Source organism: Burkholderia orbicola (genome assembly GCF_900100915.1).
GTDB classification, from domain to species: Bacteria; Pseudomonadota; Gammaproteobacteria; order Burkholderiales; family Burkholderiaceae; genus Burkholderia; species Burkholderia orbicola.
This window is the reverse complement of record NZ_FNKW01000001.1, coordinates 1813746-1833627: the sequence shown is the minus strand read 5'-3', so window position 1 is coordinate 1833627 and position 19882 is coordinate 1813746. Positions and strand designations below refer to the sequence as shown.

The following is a 19882-nucleotide window of genomic DNA, read 5'->3' as shown; positions in this document are numbered from 1 at the left end:
TTGTCAACAACATGCAGAGAACAGAAAGCAAAACACGAAAGCACGAGGAAGCATAAGAGGGCTGGTCTCCACTCATCCGCCGTGTGCCGCGGCGCCACAGTCAAGGGGTCTGAAGATGAACGAAGTGCCGGTAAACAAGCGTTTGAACGCATGGGCGGCGGGCGCGGCCCGTGTCGCGCTGGCTGCGGCGGTAGCGCTCGGCGTCGCGCAGGCAGCGCACGCGAAGACGTCGCTGCTGGTCTACACCGCACTGGAAGACGAGGCGATGAAGCCCTACAAGGACGCGTTCGAGAAAGCGAACCCCGATATCGAGATCCGCTGGGTGCGCGACTCGACCGGCTCGGTCACCGCGAAGCTGCTCGCGGAGAAGAACAACCCGCGCGCGGACGTCGTGCTCGGCCTCGCCGCGTCGAGCCTCACGCTGCTCGACCTGCAGGGCATGCTGATGCCGTACACGCCGAAGGGCTTCGACCAGCTCACGCGCAAGTACAGCGATGCGAACACGCCGCCGCACTGGGTCGGCATGGACGTGTGGGGCGCGACGATCTGCTACAACCGCGTCGCCGCGCAGGCGAAGAACCTCCCGAAGCCGACGTCGTGGGAAGACCTGACGAAGCCGGTCTACAAAGGCGCGATCGTGATGCCGAGCCCGGTGTCGTCGGGCACCGGCTATCTCGACGTGACCGCGTGGCTGCAGACCTTCGGCGACGACCGCGGCTGGAAATTCATGGACGCGCTCGACAAGAACGTCGCGCAGTACGTGCACTCGGGCTCGAAGCCGTGCACGCTCGCCGGCACCGGCGAATTCCCGATCGGCATCTCATTCGAGTTCCGCGGCCACGAACTGCAGTCGCAGGGCGCGCCGATCGATCTCGTGTTCCCGAAGGAAGGGCTCGGCTGGGACATGGAAGGCACGGCGATCATGAAGACGACGAAACAGCCCGACGCCGCGAAGAAGCTCGCCGACTTCATGGCGAGCAAGGAAGCGAACCAGATCACCGCGCGCTGGTGGGCGATCGTCGCGTATCCGGGCGTCGCGCGCAAGCTGGCCGGCATCCCCGACAACTACTCGGACCTGCTCGTGAAGAACGACTTCGTGTGGTCGGCGAAGAACCGCCAGTCGATCCTCGATACGTGGCAGAAGCGCTACGGCGCGAAAGCCCAGCAGTAACGCCGCGACCGGCAGCGGGGCCGCGCCGCGCGCCGCCCCACGCCATCCTTTCCGTCGTCGAATCCGGCCCCCGGGCCGCCCCTCTCTGGAGGCGCGCATGGCACCTTATCTGAGCGTAGAACGCATCGAGAAGCGGTACAACGACACACAGGTCCTCACCGACATCAACCTGAGCGTGATGAAGGGCGAGATGATCTGTTTCCTCGGGCCGTCCGGCTGCGGGAAGACGACGCTGCTGCGGATCATCGCGGGGCTCGAGACGCAGAACGCCGGCCACATCATGCAGGACGGCCGCGACATCTCGCGGCTGCCGCCGCAACTGCGCGACTACGGCATCGTGTTCCAGTCGTATGCGCTGTTCCCGAACCTCACCGTGTACGACAACGTCGCGTACGGGCTCGTGAACCGCAAGATGAAGCGCGACGCGATCCACGAGCGCGTGCACACGCTGCTCGCGCTGGTCGGGTTGCCCGACAGCCATCGCAAGCATCCGGGCCAGTTGTCCGGCGGCCAGCAGCAGCGCATCGCGCTGGCGCGTGCGCTCGCCACGTCCCCCGGCCTGCTGCTGCTCGACGAACCGCTGTCGGCGCTCGACGCGCGCGTGCGCGTGCGGCTGCGCCAGGAAATCCGCGCGCTGCAGCAGCGGCTCGGCGTGACGACGATCATGGTCACGCACGACCAGGAAGAAGCATTGTCGATGGCCGATCGCATCGTCGTGATGAACCACGGCGTCATCGAACAGATCGGCACCCCGCTCGAAATCTACCGGCAGCCCGCGTCGCCGTTCGTCGCGGACTTCATCGGCCGCGTCAACACGATTCCGGCCGAAGTCGCGCAGGACGGCACGCTGCGCGCGGGCGGCGTCGGCTTCGACTGCCGCCATGGCGCGGCCCGCCCCGCGCAGGGCGCGGCGGTGTCGGTCTACGTGCGGCCGGAGGACCTGCGCATCCGCGTGCCGGGCGAGACGGCCGACAACGTGCTGGCCGGCCGCGTCGAGAAGCTCGAATTCCTCGGCGCGTTCTGCCGCGTGAGCTTCCGGATCGACGGGCTCGACGGCCAGGAGATCGTCGCCGACCTGTCGTATCACGACGTCGACCGCACCGGCGTGCAGGCCGGCGCGCGCATCGACCTCGCGCTCGATCGCGAGCATGTCCGCGTGTTCCCGTGCGCGAAGGAGCGACTGCAATGAGCACCGTCCTGACCGAGCGCCGCCGCGGCGCGTCCGCTCCTGCCGACGTGCGGCAGATCACGCACTGGCACGACCGCCTCGCGCAGCTCGCGCTCGTCGCGATGGCCGCGCTGATGTCGCTGTTCCTGCTGCTGCCGCTCGCGCTCGTCGTACAGAAATGCTTCGTCGACGCGGACGGGCGTTTCGTCGGCGCGCACAACTTCGTCGAGTACCTGGAGGACAGCGGCGTGCTGCGCTCGATGCTGCATTCGCTGACGGTCGGCGCACTCGTCACGATGATCGTCGTGCCGATGGCGTTCACGTTCGCATATGCGCTGACGCGCTCGTGCATGCCGCTGAAGAACGCCGCGCGCACGATCGCGCTGCTGCCGCTGCTCGCGCCGACGCTGCTGTCGGCCGTGTCGTTCATCTACTGGTTCGGCAATGCGGGGCTCCTGAAGCCGCTGCTGCACGGCCATTCGATCTACGGGCTGCCGGGCATCGTGCTCAGCATGGTGTACGCGTCGTTCCCGCACGTGCTGATGATCCTCGTCACCGCGCTGTCGCTCGCCGATGGCCGGCTCTACGAGGCTGCCGACGCGATGGGCACGCGCCGCATCCGCAAGTTCTTCACGATCACGCTGCCCGGCGCGAAGTACGGGCTGATCAGCGCGACGATGGTCGCGTTCACGATGTGCATCAACGACTTCGGCGTGCCGGTCGTGATCGGCGGCTCGTACAACGTGCTGTCGACCGACATCTACAAGCTGATCATCGGGCTGCAGGATTTCAACCGCAGCGCGGTCGTGAGCCTGATGCTGCTGTGCCCGGCGCTCGTCGCGTTCGGCGTCGACTACTTCATCCGCCGCCGCCAGCAGTCGCAGCTCGGCGCGCGCTCGACGCCGTACCAGCCGAAGCCGTCGCGCGGCTTCGACGCCGCGATGCTCGCGTACTGCGCGCTGGTGTGCGCGTTCTTCATCGCGGTGGTCGGCATCTCGGTGTTCGCGTCGTTCGTGAAGTTCTGGCCGTACCAGATGACCCTCGGGCTGCAGCATTACGAGATGGGGCTGATCGGTGCCGGCATCTTCGACGCTTACAAGAACAGCCTGCGGATGGCCGCGACGGTGGCGATCGGCGGCACGATCGTCGTGTTCGGCGGCGCCTACCTGATCGAGAAGACCCGCGGCGCACGCTGGCTGCGCGGCTTCATCAGCCTGTGCGCGATCTTGCCGATGGGCGTGCCGGGGCTCGTGCTCGGCATCAGCTACATCTTCCTGTTCAACGCGCCCGGCAATCCGCTGAACGGGCTGTACGGATCGCTGTGGCTGCTCGCGATCGTCACGGTCGTCCACTACTACGCGTCGAGCCATCTCACCGCGGTAACCGCGCTCAGGCAGATCGACGGCGAGTTCGAGGCCGTATCCGCGTCGCTGAAGGTGCCGTTCTACAAGACCTTCCTGCGGGTCACGGTGCCCGTGTGCCTGCCCGCGATCCTGCTGATCGCGCGCTACCTGTTCGTCAACGGGATGACGACGGTGTCCGCCGTCGCGTTCCTGTACTCGCCGGACACACAGCCCGCATCGGTCGCGATCCTGAACCTCGACGACGCGGGCCAGATGGGCCCGGCCGCCGCGATGGCCACGCTCGTGCTCGCGACGTCGTCGTTCGCGTGCGTGCTGTTCGCCTGCATCTCGCATCGCCTGCTGCGTCGTACGCAGGCGTGGCGCCATCCGCATCGCCGTTGATTCCCTGCCGTATCCACGTGACGTCCCGACTTCATCAAGGAGACACCATGACGCTCGCCGCCCCGCCCATCCTGCTCACCCCCGGCCCCCTGACGACCTCCGACCGCACGCGCGACGCGATGCTGCGCGACTGGGGTTCGTGGGACGGCGACTTCAACGCGATCACCGCGCGGCTGCGCGAACGCCTGCTGCGGATCGTGCACGGCGAAGGCACACACGAATGCGTGCCCTTGCAAGGCAGCGGCACGTTCTCGGTCGAGGCGGCGATCGGCACGCTGGTGCCGCGCGACGGCCACGTGCTGGTGCCGAACAACGGCGCATACTGCCAGCGCCTCGCGAAGATCTGCCGCGTGCTCGGCCGGCGGCTCACGACGATCGACTACCGCGAGGATCGCCGCGTCGATCCGGCCGACGTCGAGCGCGCGCTCGCGGCCGATCCGTCGATCACGCACGTCGCGCTCGTGCACTGCGAAACCGGCGCCGGCGTGCTGAACCCGCTGCACGACGTCGCGCAGGTCGTCGCCAAGCACGGGCGCGCACTGATCGTCGATGCGATGAGCTCGTTCGGCGCGATCGACATCGACGCGCGCACGACGCCGTTCGACGCAGTGATCGCCGCGTCCGGCAAATGCCTCGAAGGCGTGCCCGGGCTCGGCTTCGTGATCGCGAAGCGCAGCGCGCTCGAACGCTGCGAAGGCAACAGCCACTCGCTCGCGATGGACCTGTACGACCAGTGGGTCTACATGCAGCGCACGACGCAGTGGCGCTTCACGCCGCCCACGCACGTGGTCGCCGCGCTCGACGCGGCCGTCGCGCAATACGTCGACGAAGGCGGGCTCGCCGCGCGCGGCGGCCGCTACCAGCGCAACACCCACGCGCTGATCGACGGGATGCGCGCACTCGGCTTCCGGCCGTTCCTCGATCCCGCGATCCAGGCGCCGATCATCGTCACGTTTCATGCGCCGGACGATCCGAACTACGACTTCAAGCGGTTTTATCAGGAGGTCAAAAAGCGCGGCTACATTCTGTATCCGGGCAAGCTGACCGAAGTGGAGACGTTCCGCGTCGGCTGCATCGGCCATTTCGGCGAAGCCGGCATACCAGGCGCCGTCGCCGCGATCGCCGACACGCTGCGCGCGATGGGCGTGCGCCGCGTATCGGCCGAAGCGGCGGCCTGACGATGTGACGCGATGGTCCCGGCCGCGTGCGCAGGCGCATGCGGCCGCCCGTTTTTCCGGCCGTGCGCCGCGCGGCCCCTTATCGACGAACCTCCGATGCGACCCTTCTGGATCGAACAAGCGCTGTTCAACGACGGCGATCTCGCCCCCGCGCTGCAAGGCGCGACGCAGGCCGACGTGTGCATCGTCGGCGGCGGCTTCACGGGCCTCTGGACCGCGATCCAGGCGAAGCAGCACAACCCTGCGCTCGACATCGCGATCCTCGAGGCCGACCTGTGCGGCGCCGGCGCGAGCGGCCGCAACGGCGGCTGCCTGCTCACGTGGTCCGCGAAATTCCTGACGCTGCGGCGCCTGTTCGGCGAAGCCGAGGCGATCCGGCTCGTTAAGGCATCGGAAGCGGCCGTGCAGCACATCGCCGATTTCTGCCGCGCGCACGACATCGACGCCGAATTGCGGCTCGACGGCACGCTGTACACCGCGACGTCGCGCGCGCAGGTCGGCACGCTCGCGCCGGTGCTCGACGCGCTCGCCGCATGCGGCATCCACAGCTACGAGCCGCTGCCGCCCGCCGAGGTCGCACGCCGCTCGGGCTCCGCGCGCAATCTCGACGGCGTCTACTCGCCGATCGCCGCGACCGTGCATCCCGGCAAGCTCGTACGCGGGCTGCGCCGCATCGCGCTTGCAATGGGCATCCGCATCTACGAGCGCACGCCGATGCTCGACTTCACGCCCGGCCAGCCGGTCGTCGTGCGCACGCCGTCCGGCAGCGTCACGGCGGGCAAGCTCGTGTTCGCGATCAACGCGTGGATGGCGAGCCGCTTCCCGCAGTTCGAACGGACGATCGCGGTGGTGTCGAGCGACATGGTGATCACCGAGAAATGCCCGGAGCTGCTCGCGCGGACCGGGCTCGTGGACGGCGTATCGGTGCTCGATTCGCGGATTTTCGTGTACTACTACCGCACGACCGCCGACGGGCGGCTGATGCTCGGCAAGGGCGGCAACACGTTCTCGTGGCGCAGCCGCATCGCGCCCGTGTTCGATCGCCGCTCGCCGTACGAGGCGCAGCTCACGCGCAGCCTGCGCGAATTCTTCCCGTCGCTCGCCGGCGTGCCGATCACCGCGAGCTGGAACGGGCCGTCGGATCGTTCGGTGACGGGCTTCCCGTTCTTCGGCCGCCTCGACGACGCACCGAACGTGTTCTACGGCTTCGGCTATTCGGGCAACGGCGTCGGGCCGACCTACATGGGCGGGCAGATCCTGTCGTCGCTGGTGCTCGGCCTCGACAACGCATGGACGCGCAGCCCGATCGTGCGCGGCCCGCTCGGCCATTTTCCGCCGGAGCCGATCCGTTATGTCGGCGCGCACGTCGTGCGCAACGCGATCCGTCGCAAGGAGCGCGCGGAGGAGGAGAGCCGGCAGCCGTCGGTGATCGATACGTGGCTCGCGAAATTCGCGAGCGCGGCGGGGAAGGCCGACAAGGCGTGACGAAACGCTGAACGGAATCCACAACGAAAAAGGGACGCGGCGACGCGTCCCTTTGCCGGTGCGCGGCAGCCCGCGCGGGCATTGACCGACGCTTACGCGCCGGCCTTCTCCCGCGCCGCCTTGCCCGTCGCGGGCAGCCCCTGCTCGTCGTGCGTACGGCGCATCCGCGCGAGGCCGTGCGCGACGTGCTCGCGCACGAGCGCGACGGCCTTGTCCTCGTCGCCGGCCGCGAGCGCCTGCACGATCTTGTCGTGCTCGGCCGCCGACACGGCGATCGCATCCTCCTCGGCCTCGATCGCCGCCTGGCGCAGCAGGCCGAGCTGGCGCACGAGCCGGCGGTAGGTATCGGTGAGATGGGTATTGCCGACGCCGACGACCATCGCGTCGTGGAACTGCACGTTCAGCTCGGTATAGCGCGTGACGTCGTGCGTCTTCGCGGCGTCCTTCATCGACTGGATGATGCCCTTCAGCACCTTCAGCGTATCGGGCGAGATGCGCTTCGCGAGCGCGCGTGCGACCGATTCGTCGAGCATCGCGCGCACTTCGTAGATCTCCTCGGCCTCGCGCAGCGGCACGACCCGCACGGTCACGCCGCGATTCTTCTCGTTGCGCAACAGGCCGGCCTGCTCCAGCGCGCGAAACGCCTCGCGCACCGGGCCGCGCGACACGTTCAGCCTGGTCGCGATCTCGACTTCGTTGAGCTTTTCGCCGGGCGCGTATTCGCCGGAGACGATCGCGCGCTCGAGCATGTCCTGGACGATCATCGCGAGCGACTGGCTTTGCAGGAGTTCGATGGCGCTGAGCGCGTTCGGGGCAGTCATGGTCGGGCAGGCAGCGGGGCTGTGGATGAAAACGAGGGCGCCATATCGGCGAATGATCCTTGTATACCCTCGGCCCGACATATTGTCAACAGTTTTCAGTTTCCAAAAGCCAATCCTGCGGGGCGGAGCGCCACCCGCCTGCAGCCGGCACGCGGTGGTCGCGCGCTACGGGCGAACTGCCCCGCTTCGCACGACCGCCGCGTCGCGCCGTCAGGCCGTCTGCTTCACCGGCCCCGGATCGCTGTGGCTCGGCCGGCCCGTCTCGACGTGGCCCGCGAAGCGGCGCACGACCTTGTCGTCGCCGCCGCGCAGCGTGGTCGCGGTGATCGTCAGATCGTACCAGCCGTGGCTCGACGACAGCTCGAAGTGCCCCTCGACGCGCTCGCCCGGCGCCAGCGTGTAGGTGCGCGCATGCGCATGGCTGTACGCGTTGTCGACCGTCACGCGGCACGTCGCGCGGCCGCTGTTGCGCAGTTGCAGGTACACGTGGCGATTGCGCACGTCGTAGCCGAGCTTCGCTTCGGGGTTCGCGTGGCGGCCATCCGCGGCGAGCCGCGTGTTGCCCTGGAATTCGCACAGATAGCCGTTCGGGCCGTAGGCGGCCAGATGGTACTCGCCGCGCGCGGCCGACGTGCTCCACGTATCGACGAAGCGGTCGCGCGCGGACACCGCGTAGCGGCGCGGCGGCGTCGCCGGGTTGCGGCGGTCGTACACGTAGAACGCGGCGCCCGCGTCGCCGGTGTTCGCGAAGTCGAGCGACACGGTGTCGTCATGCGCGCCCACGCGGCTGTGCACGAACAGCTCGTACGGCAGCGCACGCGCCGGACGCGTGCCGGGCTCCTGCGCCGGCATCGACTGCTGCGCGGGCACCTGGTACGCCTGGCCGGCGGTGGCGATGTGCTGCGGCACCGTGAAGCTGACCGTGCGCGTGTCGGGACGCGCGGAGAAGTCGAACGCCGACGTGAGGTCGCCGCAGATCGACCGGCGCCACGCGCTGATGTTCGGCTCCTTCACGCCGAAGCGCGCTTCGAGGAAACGCAGCACCGACGTATGGTCGAACGTCTCCGAGCAGACCCAGCCGCCCTTCGTCCACGGCGAGATGATGATCAGCGGCACGCGCGGCCCGAGGCCGATCGGCTGGATGCCGCCCGGGTCGGCGCCCGGCACGAGCGGGCTCATTTCGCCCGGGTACTTGTTCAGGTCGAGCAGCTCGTCGCCGAGATTCGACAGCAGGTTCGACGACACGATGCCCTGCCCGCCCACGCCGCTCGTGACCGGCGGCACCGGCGGCACGACGTGGTCGAACAGCCCGTCGTTCTCGTCGTAGTTCAGGATGAACACCGTCTTCGCCCACACTTCCGGGTTCGACGTCAGCGCCTCGAGCACCATGTTGATGTAGAACGCGCCGTCGGTCGGCGACGCCTGCGGGTGCTCGCTGTACTTGTACGGCGACACGATCCACGACACCTGCGGCAGCCGGTTGGCCTGCACGTCGGCCTTCAGTTCGGCGAGCGTGTGGTCCGACGCGCCCTTGTCGACCAGCGGGCCGCTCGCGCCTTCCTTCACCTGGAAGCGCTTGAAGAACATCAGCGAGTTGTCGGTGTAGTTGTCGGTCGGGTCGCCCGGAATGCCGGTGCCGCCCTGGTACACCTTCCAGCTGATCTTCGCGTTCTCGAGCCGTTCGGCGTAGGTCGTCCACGTGTAGCCGTTCACGTCGTTGCGCTCGCCGATGCCCGGGCCGTTCGGCGCGCTGCCGTAGACGTTGCGCGAGTCGACCGTGCCGGTCCACAGGTAGATCCGGTTCGGCGCCGTGTCGGCATGCGCGGAGCAGAAGTACGAATCGCAGATCGTGAACGCGTCGGCGAGCGCGTAGTGGTACGTGAGATCCTGGCGCTTCAGGTAGCCCATCGTCAGCACGTCCTGCTTCTGGTTCACCCACTGGTCCCACTGGCCGTTGTTCCAGGACAGGTGGCCGCTGCTCCAGCCATGGTTGGTGCCCGGCTGGAATTCGGTCGTCTGCTTCGGGTCGAGATAGAACGGCAGCACGTACGGCGCCGACGGATCGAGCCCGCGCGAATGGTAGTTCTTCGTGAACACCGACGCCGGCGGCTGTTGCCACACCGGTGCGCCGTTCGGCAGCAGGTGCGGGCGCGGGTCGTTGAAACCGCGCACGCCGCGCAGCCCGCCGAAGTAATGGTCGAACGAACGGTTTTCCTGCATGAAGATCACGACGTGCTCCACGTCGCGGATCGTGCCGGTGCGATAGGCGGCCGGCATCGCCAGCGCATTGCGGATCGCGGGCGGAAAGCCCGCGTAGGCGGCCATCGCGCCGGCCGACTGCGCGGCGAGGCGCAGAAAATCGCGTCGATTGTTCGAAGACATGAAGAGCACCTGTGGTCGGTGGGAGTGGGGGCGCCGGGCGAGCGGGCCGGCGATCTGGCGTCGCCGTTATTACCCCGCACCGGCATGTCCCGGCCGTGACCGGTTCCCGCAGGTTTCTTGCGGTCACCCCCAGCTTTTTTTCGAAGTCTCGCACGGCGCGTCTTTCATCCGGCCGACATATCCGTGCGCTACGCTGACGCGCGATGAAGAGGGGAGAAGCCGAGTCGTGTTCGATCAGCTGAAGGCGTTCCACGCGACCGTCCGGCAGGGCAGCATCACGCGCGCCGCGCGCCACCTGGGCGTGAGCCAGCCGACGATCGCCGCGCAGATCCGGCAGGTCGAGCAGGTGTACGGCGTCGAGCTGTTCTACCGCAGCGGCCGCAAGCTCGAGGTGACCGAGACGGGCATCGAGCTGCTGCCGCTCGTCGAGAAGATGATCGCGCTCGAGGCGCAGGCCGACATCATGCTGCGCAACGTCGGCGGCCTGTTCGAGGGCCATCTGCGGATCGGCGCGACGGGCCCGTACTACATCATGGATGCGGTCGGCCGCTTCTCGAGCGCGCACCCGTCGATCGCGCTCACGTGCCGGATCGGCAACTCCGAGGAAATCCTGCAGGCGCTGCAGGAGTTCCGCATCGATCTCGCGGTCTCGTCGCAGCGCAACGACGCCGACGGCCTCGAACGCAAGGTGATCTCGACCGATCCGCTCGTGCTCGTCGTGCACCGCCATCATCCGCTCGCGCGATTCGAGTCGATCGACGCGGCGCGGCTCGCCGACGTGCGGCTGCTGATGCGCGAGGAAGGGTCGGTCACGCGCCGCTGCACGGAGACGATCCTCGCCACGGCCGGCGTCGCGGCGACGTCGGTCGCCGAGATCGGCAGCCGCGAAGCGATTCGCGAGGCGATCCTGCATGGGGTGGGTGGGAGCCTGTTTCCGCTCGGCGAGGCCGAACGCCATCCGGACCTGCGCGTGATCGCGCTGCGCGGCATCGACACGACGATCGACGAATACGTGTACTACCTGAAAGCGCGCCGCCAGAGCCCCGCGATCGATGCGTTCCTTGCGTGCATCCTGCCGGGCGGAGGCGAAGCGGCCGGCGTGGTCGATGCTGCCGACGCGATCGAAACCGGACGAACGACGCGGCGGGCGAACGCGCGCTGAGCCGCCGCGCGTTCGCCAGTTCCGCACATTGCGTGGCGCTTTTCCCGCGCCTTCCCTCGCTGCCTTCCTCGTGCCTTCCTTCTGTCGCCGCGCCGCGCGTCACTTCGGCAGCGCCGGAATCATCCACGTCAGCACGTGCTGCTGCAGGAACACCAGCACGCCGAGCAACAGCGTGAGGATCACGCTGTGCCAGAAGGTGCGTGCGAACACGACACCCTCCTGCCCTTTCAGGTCCGTCGTCGACACGCCCGTCGCGATGTTCTGCGGCGAGATCATCTTGCCCATCACGCCGCCCGACGAGTTGGTGGCGGCCATCAGCACCGGATCGAGGCCGAGCTGCCGGGCGGCAACAACTTGCAGGTTGCCGAACAGCGCGTTGCCCGACGTGTCGCTGCCGGACAGGAACACCGCGATCCAGCCGAGCGATGCCGACACCAGCGGGAACAGCGCACCGGTGGACGCGACGCCGGTGCCGAGCGTATAGCTGATGCCCGAGTAGTTCAGCAGGTACGCGAGCCCGACGATCATCATCACGGTGACGATCGCGATCCACGTCTGCCGCCACGTCTTCACCACGCATTCGACGAACGCGCCGGGGCCGGTGCGCGTCAGCGCGGCCGTGATGATTGCCGACACGAGGATCGCGGTGCCCGTGCCGAGCGGCTGGAAATCCCAGATCGCCGCGTACGGCTTGTGATACAGCGACACGTATACGGCGTTGTGCAGGCCCGGCCACTTGATCTTCACGTCGCCGATCGCCGCGATGTTCGCGTGCACCCACACGATCACGACCACCGACACGACGAGCCACGGCAGCCAGCCGCCGAAACCCGCGCGCGCGGCGCCGGCAGCGGCCGGCACGCTGCGCGCGAGCGCGTATTGCGGATCGGGCTGCGGCTTCCACAGCTGCAGGAAACCGATCGTCACGATCAGCGACGTGAGCGACGACAGCACGTCGGTGAGCTGGTAGCCGAGGAAGTTCGACGTGACGAACTGCGCGATCGCGAAGCTGCCGCCCGACACGAGCAGCGCCGGCCACAGCTTCGCGATCGAGCGCAGCCCGCCATACGCGCCGACCACGTAGAACGGCAGCAGCAGCGCGAAGAACGGCAACTGGCGGCCGACCATCTGCGCGAGCGTCGCGGGCGGCAGCGACGTGACCGCGCCGAGCACGGTGATCGGCACGCCGAGCGCGCCGAACGCGACCGGCGCCGTGTTGAACAGCAGCGTATAGGTGAGCGCTTCGAGCGCGGGGAAACCGAGCGCGATCAGTAGCGCGCTTGTGATCGCGACCGGCGTGCCGAATCCGGAGATCCCTTCGAGCAGGCAGCCGAACGAGAACGCGACGACGAGCAGCACGAGACGGCGATCGTCGGGCAGGTTGTCGAGCATCCATTGCCGGAACTGGTCGAAGCGGCCCGACTTCACCGCGATGTTGTACAGCAGCAGCGCGTTGAAGACGATCCACATCACCGGCACGACCGCGAGCGCCATGCCGGCGCCGACCGCGTTGAACGCGAGCCCGGCCGGCATCCCCCACGCGCCGATCGCCACCGCGAGGCCCGCGACGAGCCCGGCGAGCGACGCCTGCCACGCGGGGCGGCGCAGCACGCCGAGCGCGATCAGCGCGACCGCGATCGGGATCACCGCGACGAGGAACGACAGGAGCAGCGAGCCGGCGATAGGCGTCAACGGTTGCGCGAAGACGATGCCGGGCGGTAGGGCGTCGGTGGGATTCATCGTGTCTCCAGAGTCGACCCGGTTCGCATCTCGATGCGCCGGGTTCGGGTCAAGGCGATGTCCTGCAGTCACGGCCACGATCAGGCGCTTGCTTACGCAACGACGTTGCGCGGCCAACCGATCGGTCGCTTAAAAGAGGTTAGGAGGCGCGACGCGCTTGTACAAGGGGGAGAAGCCCGATGCGGGCGAGCCGGTGCGAACCGGCCGCCGCACGCTGGCCGGCAGATGGCGTGCGGCTGGCGCATTCGACAGGAAACCCGTCGCGGCCGGCTCGCCGGAGCCCGCAATGTTGCGCGGCCGGAAAAGGTGACTGCCAGCCACGAGGATGTTTCGTTTGGCCTCCGAAGCCTAGACTGGCTGCATCGTTTCCGGCCGCGCCGGCGATGGCGCGGCACCGGAACCTCACGGAGCACACACGATGAAAACGATGAAACACGCGGCATGCGCATTCGTGCTGATCGGCGCGGCGTTCGCCGCTCACGCGCAAGCCGCGTCGACACTCACCCGCGCGCAGGTCCGCCAGGAACTCGTGGAACTGGAGGCCGCGGGCTACCGGACGAGCCTCGCAAGTAGTCCCGATTTTCCCCGGAACATGCAGGCGGTCATGCAGCGTGCCGCGCAGGCGCGCGGTGAAGGCGACGTTGCCGGTTACGGCAGCGACGGCCGGGCGACCGGGGAATCAGGCAAGCCGGCGCTGCCACACGCAATCGACCGGGGCACGTATGCGCATCACTAACCGACTCACCGACGGAACCGGATGGATCGCACGGCAGCGGCGCGGCACACGCCGCGCCGGCCGCATGCGCGATCGTCACACGCTGAAGCGGTTCAGCGTGTAGGCGCGATAGGCGGCGACGAATGCGTCGAACGATCCGGCCTCCTTCGCTTCGAGCTCGGCCTGCTCGGCCAGCGACTTGGCGGCAAGCGCCTGCTCGGTGTGCAGCGTCTCGGCCGACGGCGGATGCGCGCGGAAATGCGCGGCATGCGCTTCGCTCTGCGCGAGCCCGAACGCGAGGAACGATTGGCCGTTCTCGCGCATCGTGCGCAGCACGCGCGCCGACGGCGTGCGCTCCGGATCGGCGAGCTTCTCGCGCTGCGCGGCGATCGCGCGCGCATGTTCGTCGCCGCCGCGGATTTCGTCGAGCCGGCGGCCGACGATTTCGATATCGGCCATCAGTTCATCGGCCCACTGCTGCAGCGTGACCGATCGACCTTCGCGCGTCAGCGTGAGCCCCGGCTTGCGGCCGTCCAGCGTCACGCTGCCGAAGTTCGCGTTCGCTTCCTTGTACGCGTCGCAGTCGAGCGGCGCGCTGTCGTCGAGCGCGCACGCGAGCAGGAACGCGTCGATGAAGCGCGCGGTCTCCAGCGCGATGCCGGTCGGCTCGAACGGGTCGATGTCGAGGCAGCGCACTTCGATGTACTGCACGCCGCGCGACGCGAGCGCATGCAGCGGCCGCTCGCCCGAATACGTGACGCGCTTCGGCCGGATCGTCGAGTAGAACTCGTTCTCGATCTGCAGCACGTTCGTGTTGATCTGGATCCACTCGCCGTCGCGATGCGTGCCGATCGCCTCGTACGCCGGATACGGCTCGCTCACGGCTTTCGACAGCGCGTCGAGATAGCCCGGCAGCGTGTTGTAGTCGACGTGCAACGCGGCCTGGGCCGTCGTGTTTGAGTAGCCGAGATCGCTCATCCGCAGGCTGGTCGCATACGGCCGGTACAGCGTATCGGCGTCGAACGTGTCGAGCTTGTGCGGCTTGCCGCGCAGGAACTTCGTGTCGAGCACCGGCGACGCGCCGAACAGGTACATCAGCAGCCAGCTGCGGCGGCGGAAGTTGCGGATCTGCGCGAGATAGCGTTCCGACTGGTAATCGACGAGCGTCGCCGTCGACGCTTCTTCCTCATGCAGGCGCCGCCACACTTCCTCGTGCAACGAGTAGTTGTAGTGGATGCCGGCGATGCACTGCATCGTGCGGCCATAGCGATACGCGAGGCCGCGGCGGTACACCGTCTTCAGGCGGCCGATGTTCGACGTGCCGTAGTTGGCGATCGGGATCTGGTCGTCGGCCGGCAGCAGGCCGGGCATCGAATCGTTCCACAGGATCTCGTCGCCGAGCGATGCATAGACGTAGCGATGCAGCTCGTCGAGGCGTTCGAGCGTGAGCGCGGCGTCGCGCTCCGCGGGCGTGATCAGTTCGATCAGCGCTTCGGAATAGTCGGTCGTCAGCGCCGGATGCGTGAGCGCCGAACCGAGCGCGCGCGGATGCGGCGTGAACGCGATCATCCCGTCGCGCGTCACGCGCAGGCTTTCCTTCTCGATGCCGCGCAGGCCGTCGGGCAGATGCTGCCGCGTCGGGCCCGAACTCAGCGCGTCGAGGCGTTTCAGCAGCAGTTCGGACTGGCGGTGAGTCATGGTGTTCGACATGGAGACGCAAGTGCGTGACGGCCGCGCGCAGAACGCCGCGCGCGGCCGGCTGGATTGTTGGTCGCTTCGTTGGTAGCGGGCACTTTAACATCTCGCCGGAAGCCGCGCTTGAGGTGGCCGCGGGCACGGCGCGCGGGCCTGAGCGGGTGATCGGGCGGGGCGGGCGGGGCAGTCCCGGTCTGCATCATCGGTTCCGGGCGAGACCGATCGGCACGCCGGTCGGCGGAATTCGTCGGAAGAAACGTGAGCGGTGAACGGGTGGCGGCAGGTGCGACCTTGCCGCTGGATCGATCGCGAAACGACGCGGGCGCAGGCATCGCACGCGCTACATTGGCCGGCATCGGAGGGGGCGGAAGCGCCGTGACGGCGCCGCGTCACGCCCCGGCGCTTGCCGCATGCCGGCACCGCGTGCGCGACGGGTTGCGGCGCCGCCTCCTTGCGGGCGCACCCGGCCGCGGCGTGCTTACCCGCCGCGCGCGCCGCCTGCCCGGTCGGCCACTTCGTTCCACAGATGCAGCGCCGCATACGCACGCCACGGCCGCCAGCCTTCGGTGCGGTGCTTCTGGCTGGCGAGCCGGTCGAGCGCCGGGTCGCGCGCGGCGATCGACTGCATCAGCACGAGATCGGATGCCGGCCACGCATCCGGGTCGCGCCATGCGCGCATCGCGATGTATTCGACCGTCCACGGGCCAATGCCAGGCAGCTCGAGCCACGCGCTGCGCAGCGTCGCGAGATCGGCATGCGCGCGATCGACCGGCACGTCGCCGGCCGCCACCGCGCGCGCCACGCCGGTCAGCGCGGCCACGCGCTTGCCGGGCATCCCGATCTTGTCGAGATCGCACGCGGCCAGCGCGTCGGGTGTCGGGAACCGCCACGCGGGCGCGCCGTCGTCTTCATGAATCACGCGTTCGCCGGCCCGTTCGACGAGCCGGCCGACGATCGTCGTCGCGGCCTTCACGCTCACCTGCTGGCCGACGATCGCGCGCACGGCCAGCTCGAACCCCGACCACGCGCCCGGCACGCGTAGCCCCGGCGCGGCCTCGACGAGCGGCGCGAACCACGGATCGCGCGCGAGGCCGCCGCCGATCGCGGCCGGATCGGCGCCGAGGTCGAACATCGTCGCGACGCGTGCGGCGAACGCATCGTCGACGTGACGCGCGACCGCCCCTTCGACGGTCGCGATCAGGCAATGCTTGCGCGGATGTTTCGTGACGGTGAGTCGGCCCGCATCGCCGTGCAGATCGACGATGCGGCGATACACGCCGTCCGCGACCTGCTCGACACCGGGAATCGCGCGCCCGCTGAAGAAGCGCAGCACGCGCGCCCAGTCGTACGGCGCCTTGTAGCGCAGCTCCATCTGCGCGGACGGCGGCACAGGGCCGCCGTTCGCGAGGGAGGTAATCGTTGTCGTGTCGATGCTCAAACCGCACTGCCCTCCGTCTCGGCTTCGGCTTCATCGTTGTGAACATGGCGCGCCTCGGCCGCGAGCAGCGTCGCCTTGCGGCGCACGCCCCAGCGATAGCCGGCGAGCGCGCCGCCCTTCTGCACGACGCGGTGGCACGGAATCGCGAGCGCGACCGGATTCGACGCGCACGCGGACGCGACCGCCCGCACCGCGCGCGGCGAGCCGAGCGCCTCGGCGATCTCCGAATAGCTGCGCGTTTCGCCGTACGGGATATGCGTCAGCGCTTCCCACACGCGCTGCTGGAACGCGGTCGGCGCGATGTCGAGCGGCAGGTCGAACGCCTGCCGCGTGCCGTCGAGGTACGCGCGGATCTGCGTGACGAACGGCGCGAGCCGGGCCGACGCTTCGACCAGTTCGGCGCGTGCGAACGTGTCCTTCAGCTCGCCGACGAGCGACGCCGCGTCGTCGCCGAACGCGATCCGGCAGATGCCCTGTTCGGTGGCGGCGACGAGCACCGTGCCGAGCGACGTCGACGCGGTCGCATAGTCGATCCGCAGGCCGGCGCCCTGGCGGCGGAATGCGGACGGCGCCATCCCCAACTCCCTCGGCACCGACGCATAGAGCCGCGACGGCGAGTTGAACCCCGCGTCGACGGCCGCCTGCGTGACCGGCTGCCCGCTTTGCAGCGCCTGCCGCAACGCGGCGCCGCGCTGCGCGGCCTGGTACTGCCGCGGCGACACGCCGACCACACGTTTGAAGAGCCGCTGCAGGTGAAACGGGCTCACATGCACGGCGTCGCTCAACTGCTGCAGCGTGAGCCGCTCGGCGTGCGCGTCGAGCACCGCGCATGCACGATTGACGATTTCCAGCTCGCGCGGCAGCCCTTCCGGCTGGCAACGCTTGCAGGGCCGGAAGCCGGCCACGCGCGCGGCCGCCGGATCGGCGAAAAAGGACACGTTCTCGCGGCGCGGCTGCCGCGACGCGCAGGTCGGGCGGCAGAACACGCCGGTCGTGCTGACGGCATAGAAGAACGCGCCGTCCGCATGCGGATCGCGCTCGGTCACGGCGCCCCAGCGGGCATCGTCGGTCGAATAGGCGGTTTTCATCTGAACCTCGCACTCTCTAGTGTAGATGGTGCCTACTCTAGCCATCGGCACATGCCGTCGCGCCCTGAATCTTGCTCTGTGATTCGTGCCGGCGAGCCGGGGGTCGCATCGATAAAGATCAAATCCGACGAAACGTGCGCGGCGGCTGCTCCAGCGCCGTTTTCGTCATCGTCCCGTCACCCTTTTGTTGCAGTGCGGATGCGACAAATCGCCGTCCTGACGTTTTTTTGCAATCGGAATATTGCGTCGCACCATCGCCGTGTGTATAGTTGGAACTGTCTCCTCCATGTCTCCTCCTGATATGGATTAAGCCCGTTCCGCTCTGCGTGAACGGGCTTTTTTTCGTCCGTCGATTGTGCCGCGTTCCGGTCGGCAGCGCAGGCGCGATGCGTCTACACTCGATGCTCGTCGACTGCGAAGGAGTCCCGCCCATGAAGCCCACCATCCGCGGAATCGATCACATCGTGCTGCGCGTGACCGACATGGCGGCAATGACGCGCTTTTACTGCGATGCCGTCGGTTGTCATGTGGAGAAGGAACAGCCCGACCTGGGCCTCGTGCAACTGCGCGCCGGCGACGCGCTGATCGACCTGCTGACGGTCGGCGCCCCGATCGACCGGCCCGACAGCGGCCCGCCGGGCACCGGGCGCAACCTCGATCATCTGTGCCTGCGCGTCGAGCCGTTCGATCCCGACGCACTGATCGCCCATTTCGCCGCGCATGGCGCTCGCCCCGGCGCGCCGGCCGAACGCTACGGCGCCGGCGGCTACGGCCCGTCGATCTACCTGTTCGATCCCGAAGGCAACATGGTCGAATTCAAGGGGCCGCCGGCCGCGCTCGGCTGAACGCGGCCGGCGCGCGGGCCCTGACGGGCCCGTACGGACCCTTATGCGCCCTCGCGCGCCTTCAGCACCGTCCACTCGACCGCGACCGGATCGTGGTCGGCGCTCGAGATCCACGCGGTGCCGTCCTGCACCGTGCATTGCAGGCGCATCGTGCGCGCCGCGAGCCGCCCGAGCGCGGCCGCGACGCCGTCGGCGAGCGACAGCACCTGCACGTTGCGCAGCCGTTCGACCTTGCTGCGCACGCCCTGCCACCAGATATCCGACGTCTTGCCGCCGTAGGCGATCACCGTGACCTGCCCGGCGCGGCCGGCCGCCTTCGAGATCCGGCGTTCGTCCGGCTGGCCGGCCTCGATCCACACGTCGATCGCGCCCGTCAGGTCTTTCTGCCACAGGTCGGGCTCGTCGACGTCCGACAGCCCCTTGCAGAATTCGAGCCGCTCGTGCGCGAACAGCGCGAACGCGACGATGCGCACCATCATCCGGTCGTCGGTTTCCGACGGATGGCGCGCCACCGTCAGCGCGTGATCGGCGTAGTAATGCCGATCCATGTCGGCGATTTGCAGTTCGGCTTTGTAGATCGTGGATTTCAGCGCCATGCGGATGCGGCCCGGGCGGGCATTCGGTTCGGTCGGGCCGTGATGATACCGAATGCGCGCCGTCCGGCGTGCGTGAGGCGCGATCCACAGCGCAACGGCCCGGCAGGCGCCGGGCCGTGATCGGTTCGCGCCGCCGGCTGGTCGGGCCGGCGCGCTCGCGCGTCGTGCGACGGCGCGATGAAGGGACGCTTACTGCTTGACGAAGCGCGAATCGGTCCAGAGGCCTTGCTGGTCGCTGTTGTCGGCGCTGACGAACTGCACGTCGCCCTGATCGACCGACACCACGCGGAAACGCTGGCCTTCCGGCACCGACAGGCAGCGGAAGTCGTCGAAGTACTGCTGCTTCGCCTGCGACTTGCCGTCACGTTCGTGGTTCAGTACGGAATCCAGATTGTCTTTCGACAGGCAGCCCCATGCGTTCTTCGTCAGCTGGATTTCCTGCTTCGGCTTGACGGCCGAATCGCCGCCGGCCTGCGCAATCGACACAGCGCAAAATGCGCCGACAAGGGCAAAAAGGACACCGGTACGCTTGATCATGTTCTGTCTCCAGGCTTGCGGGCACCAGGCCGGGTTAGCTATGTGTTTAAAGGTGATCGTGAACCCGCGTTTTTCACTTTAGAAGACCGGTAAACGATAGCAAGCACATTTGTTGT

16 protein-coding genes are annotated in these 19882 nt (G+C 68.3%); 8 read left to right on the top strand and 8 right to left on the bottom strand.

Translation table 11 applies throughout. The features are described from left to right. Positions 1–115: 115 nt before the first annotated feature. From BLS50_RS08730 to BLS50_RS08710, 5 genes are all read left to right on the top strand, one after another. On the top strand, positions 116–1171 hold the full coding sequence (locus BLS50_RS08730) for a putative 2-aminoethylphosphonate ABC transporter substrate-binding protein (RefSeq protein WP_074801961.1): 1056 nt from the start codon (positions 116–118) through the stop codon (positions 1169–1171). A gap of 97 nt (positions 1172–1268) precedes the next feature. After that, positions 1269–2360 (top strand): putative 2-aminoethylphosphonate ABC transporter ATP-binding protein, encoded by a 1092-nt coding sequence (locus BLS50_RS08725; protein ID WP_006477438.1) that lies wholly within the window; start codon positions 1269–1271, stop codon positions 2358–2360. Continuing rightward, positions 2357–4084: a putative 2-aminoethylphosphonate ABC transporter permease subunit gene (locus BLS50_RS08720; RefSeq protein ID WP_012329445.1), complete on the top strand. Its 1728-nt coding sequence runs from the start codon at positions 2357–2359 to the stop codon at positions 4082–4084. The genes BLS50_RS08725 and BLS50_RS08720 overlap by 4 nt, the downstream gene beginning before the upstream one ends. 47 nt (positions 4085–4131) lie before the next feature. Beyond that, on the top strand, positions 4132–5262 hold the full coding sequence (locus tag BLS50_RS08715) for a 2-aminoethylphosphonate--pyruvate transaminase (RefSeq protein ID WP_074801958.1): 1131 nt from the start codon (positions 4132–4134) through the stop codon (positions 5260–5262). 96 nt (positions 5263–5358) lie between these two features. Further along, complete coding sequence (locus tag BLS50_RS08710; protein WP_074801955.1) at positions 5359–6747, top strand: FAD-dependent oxidoreductase; 1389 nt, start codon at positions 5359–5361, stop codon at positions 6745–6747. 92 nt (positions 6748–6839) lie between these two features. Here the strand turns inward: BLS50_RS08710 and BLS50_RS08705 are convergent, their stop codons facing one another. After that, positions 6840–7568 carry a phosphonate utilization associated transcriptional regulator gene (locus BLS50_RS08705; RefSeq protein WP_074801952.1) on the bottom strand — a complete coding sequence of 243 codons (729 nt, stop codon included), beginning with the start codon at positions 7566–7568 and terminating at the stop codon, positions 6840–6842. A gap of 210 nt (positions 7569–7778) precedes the next feature. Further along, positions 7779–9950, bottom strand: coding sequence for a phosphocholine-specific phospholipase C (locus tag BLS50_RS08700; protein ID WP_074801949.1), 2172 nt, complete (start codon positions 9948–9950; stop codon positions 7779–7781). Between the two features lie 226 nt (positions 9951–10176). Here BLS50_RS08700 and BLS50_RS08695 point away from each other — a divergent pair, with 226 nt between their 5' ends. Next, a complete protein-coding gene (locus tag BLS50_RS08695) occupies positions 10177–11112 on the top strand; it encodes a LysR family transcriptional regulator (RefSeq protein WP_074801947.1) in 936 nt (311 codons plus the stop codon). Positions 11113–11211: 99 nt separating this feature from the next. Here BLS50_RS08695 and BLS50_RS08690 read toward each other — a convergent pair whose 3' ends face one another. Beyond that, positions 11212–12852: an L-lactate permease gene (locus BLS50_RS08690; RefSeq protein WP_074801944.1), complete on the bottom strand. Its 1641-nt coding sequence runs from the start codon at positions 12850–12852 to the stop codon at positions 11212–11214. 418 nt (positions 12853–13270) lie between these two features. Here BLS50_RS08690 and BLS50_RS08685 point away from each other — a divergent pair, with 418 nt between their 5' ends. Beyond that, a complete protein-coding gene (locus BLS50_RS08685) occupies positions 13271–13588 on the top strand; it encodes a DUF4148 domain-containing protein (protein ID WP_012329452.1) in 318 nt (105 codons plus the stop codon). A 75-nt stretch (positions 13589–13663) separates the two neighbouring features. Here the strand turns inward: BLS50_RS08685 and gshA are convergent, their stop codons facing one another. From gshA to ada, 3 genes are all read right to left on the bottom strand, one after another. Next, positions 13664–15277, bottom strand: coding sequence for a glutamate--cysteine ligase (gene gshA / locus BLS50_RS08680; protein ID WP_074801942.1), 1614 nt, complete (start codon positions 15275–15277; stop codon positions 13664–13666). Between the two features lie 463 nt (positions 15278–15740). Further along, the gene (locus BLS50_RS08670; RefSeq protein WP_074801939.1) at positions 15741–16700 is read right to left on the bottom strand and encodes a DNA-3-methyladenine glycosylase family protein; all 960 of its coding nucleotides are present in this window, start codon (positions 16698–16700) and stop codon (positions 15741–15743) included. Then, positions 16697–17788, bottom strand: a complete 1092-nt coding sequence (gene ada / locus BLS50_RS08665; protein ID WP_074801936.1) for a bifunctional DNA-binding transcriptional regulator/O6-methylguanine-DNA methyltransferase Ada — start codon at positions 17786–17788, stop codon at positions 16697–16699. The genes BLS50_RS08670 and ada overlap by 4 nt, the downstream gene beginning before the upstream one ends. 431 nt (positions 17789–18219) lie before the next feature. On the opposite strand from ada, the gene BLS50_RS08655 reads away from it, so the two are divergent. Continuing rightward, positions 18220–18633: a VOC family protein gene (locus BLS50_RS08655; protein ID WP_074801932.1), complete on the top strand. Its 414-nt coding sequence runs from the start codon at positions 18220–18222 to the stop codon at positions 18631–18633. 41 nt (positions 18634–18674) lie between these two features. Here the strand turns inward: BLS50_RS08655 and BLS50_RS08650 are convergent, their stop codons facing one another. Further along, positions 18675–19229 carry a YaeQ family protein gene (locus tag BLS50_RS08650; protein WP_006477425.1) on the bottom strand — a complete coding sequence of 185 codons (555 nt, stop codon included), beginning with the start codon at positions 19227–19229 and terminating at the stop codon, positions 18675–18677. 189 nt (positions 19230–19418) lie between these two features. Then, complete coding sequence (gene sap1, locus BLS50_RS08645; RefSeq protein WP_006477424.1) at positions 19419–19766, bottom strand: surface attachment protein Sap1; 348 nt, start codon at positions 19764–19766, stop codon at positions 19419–19421. Positions 19767–19882 lie beyond the last annotated feature (116 nt).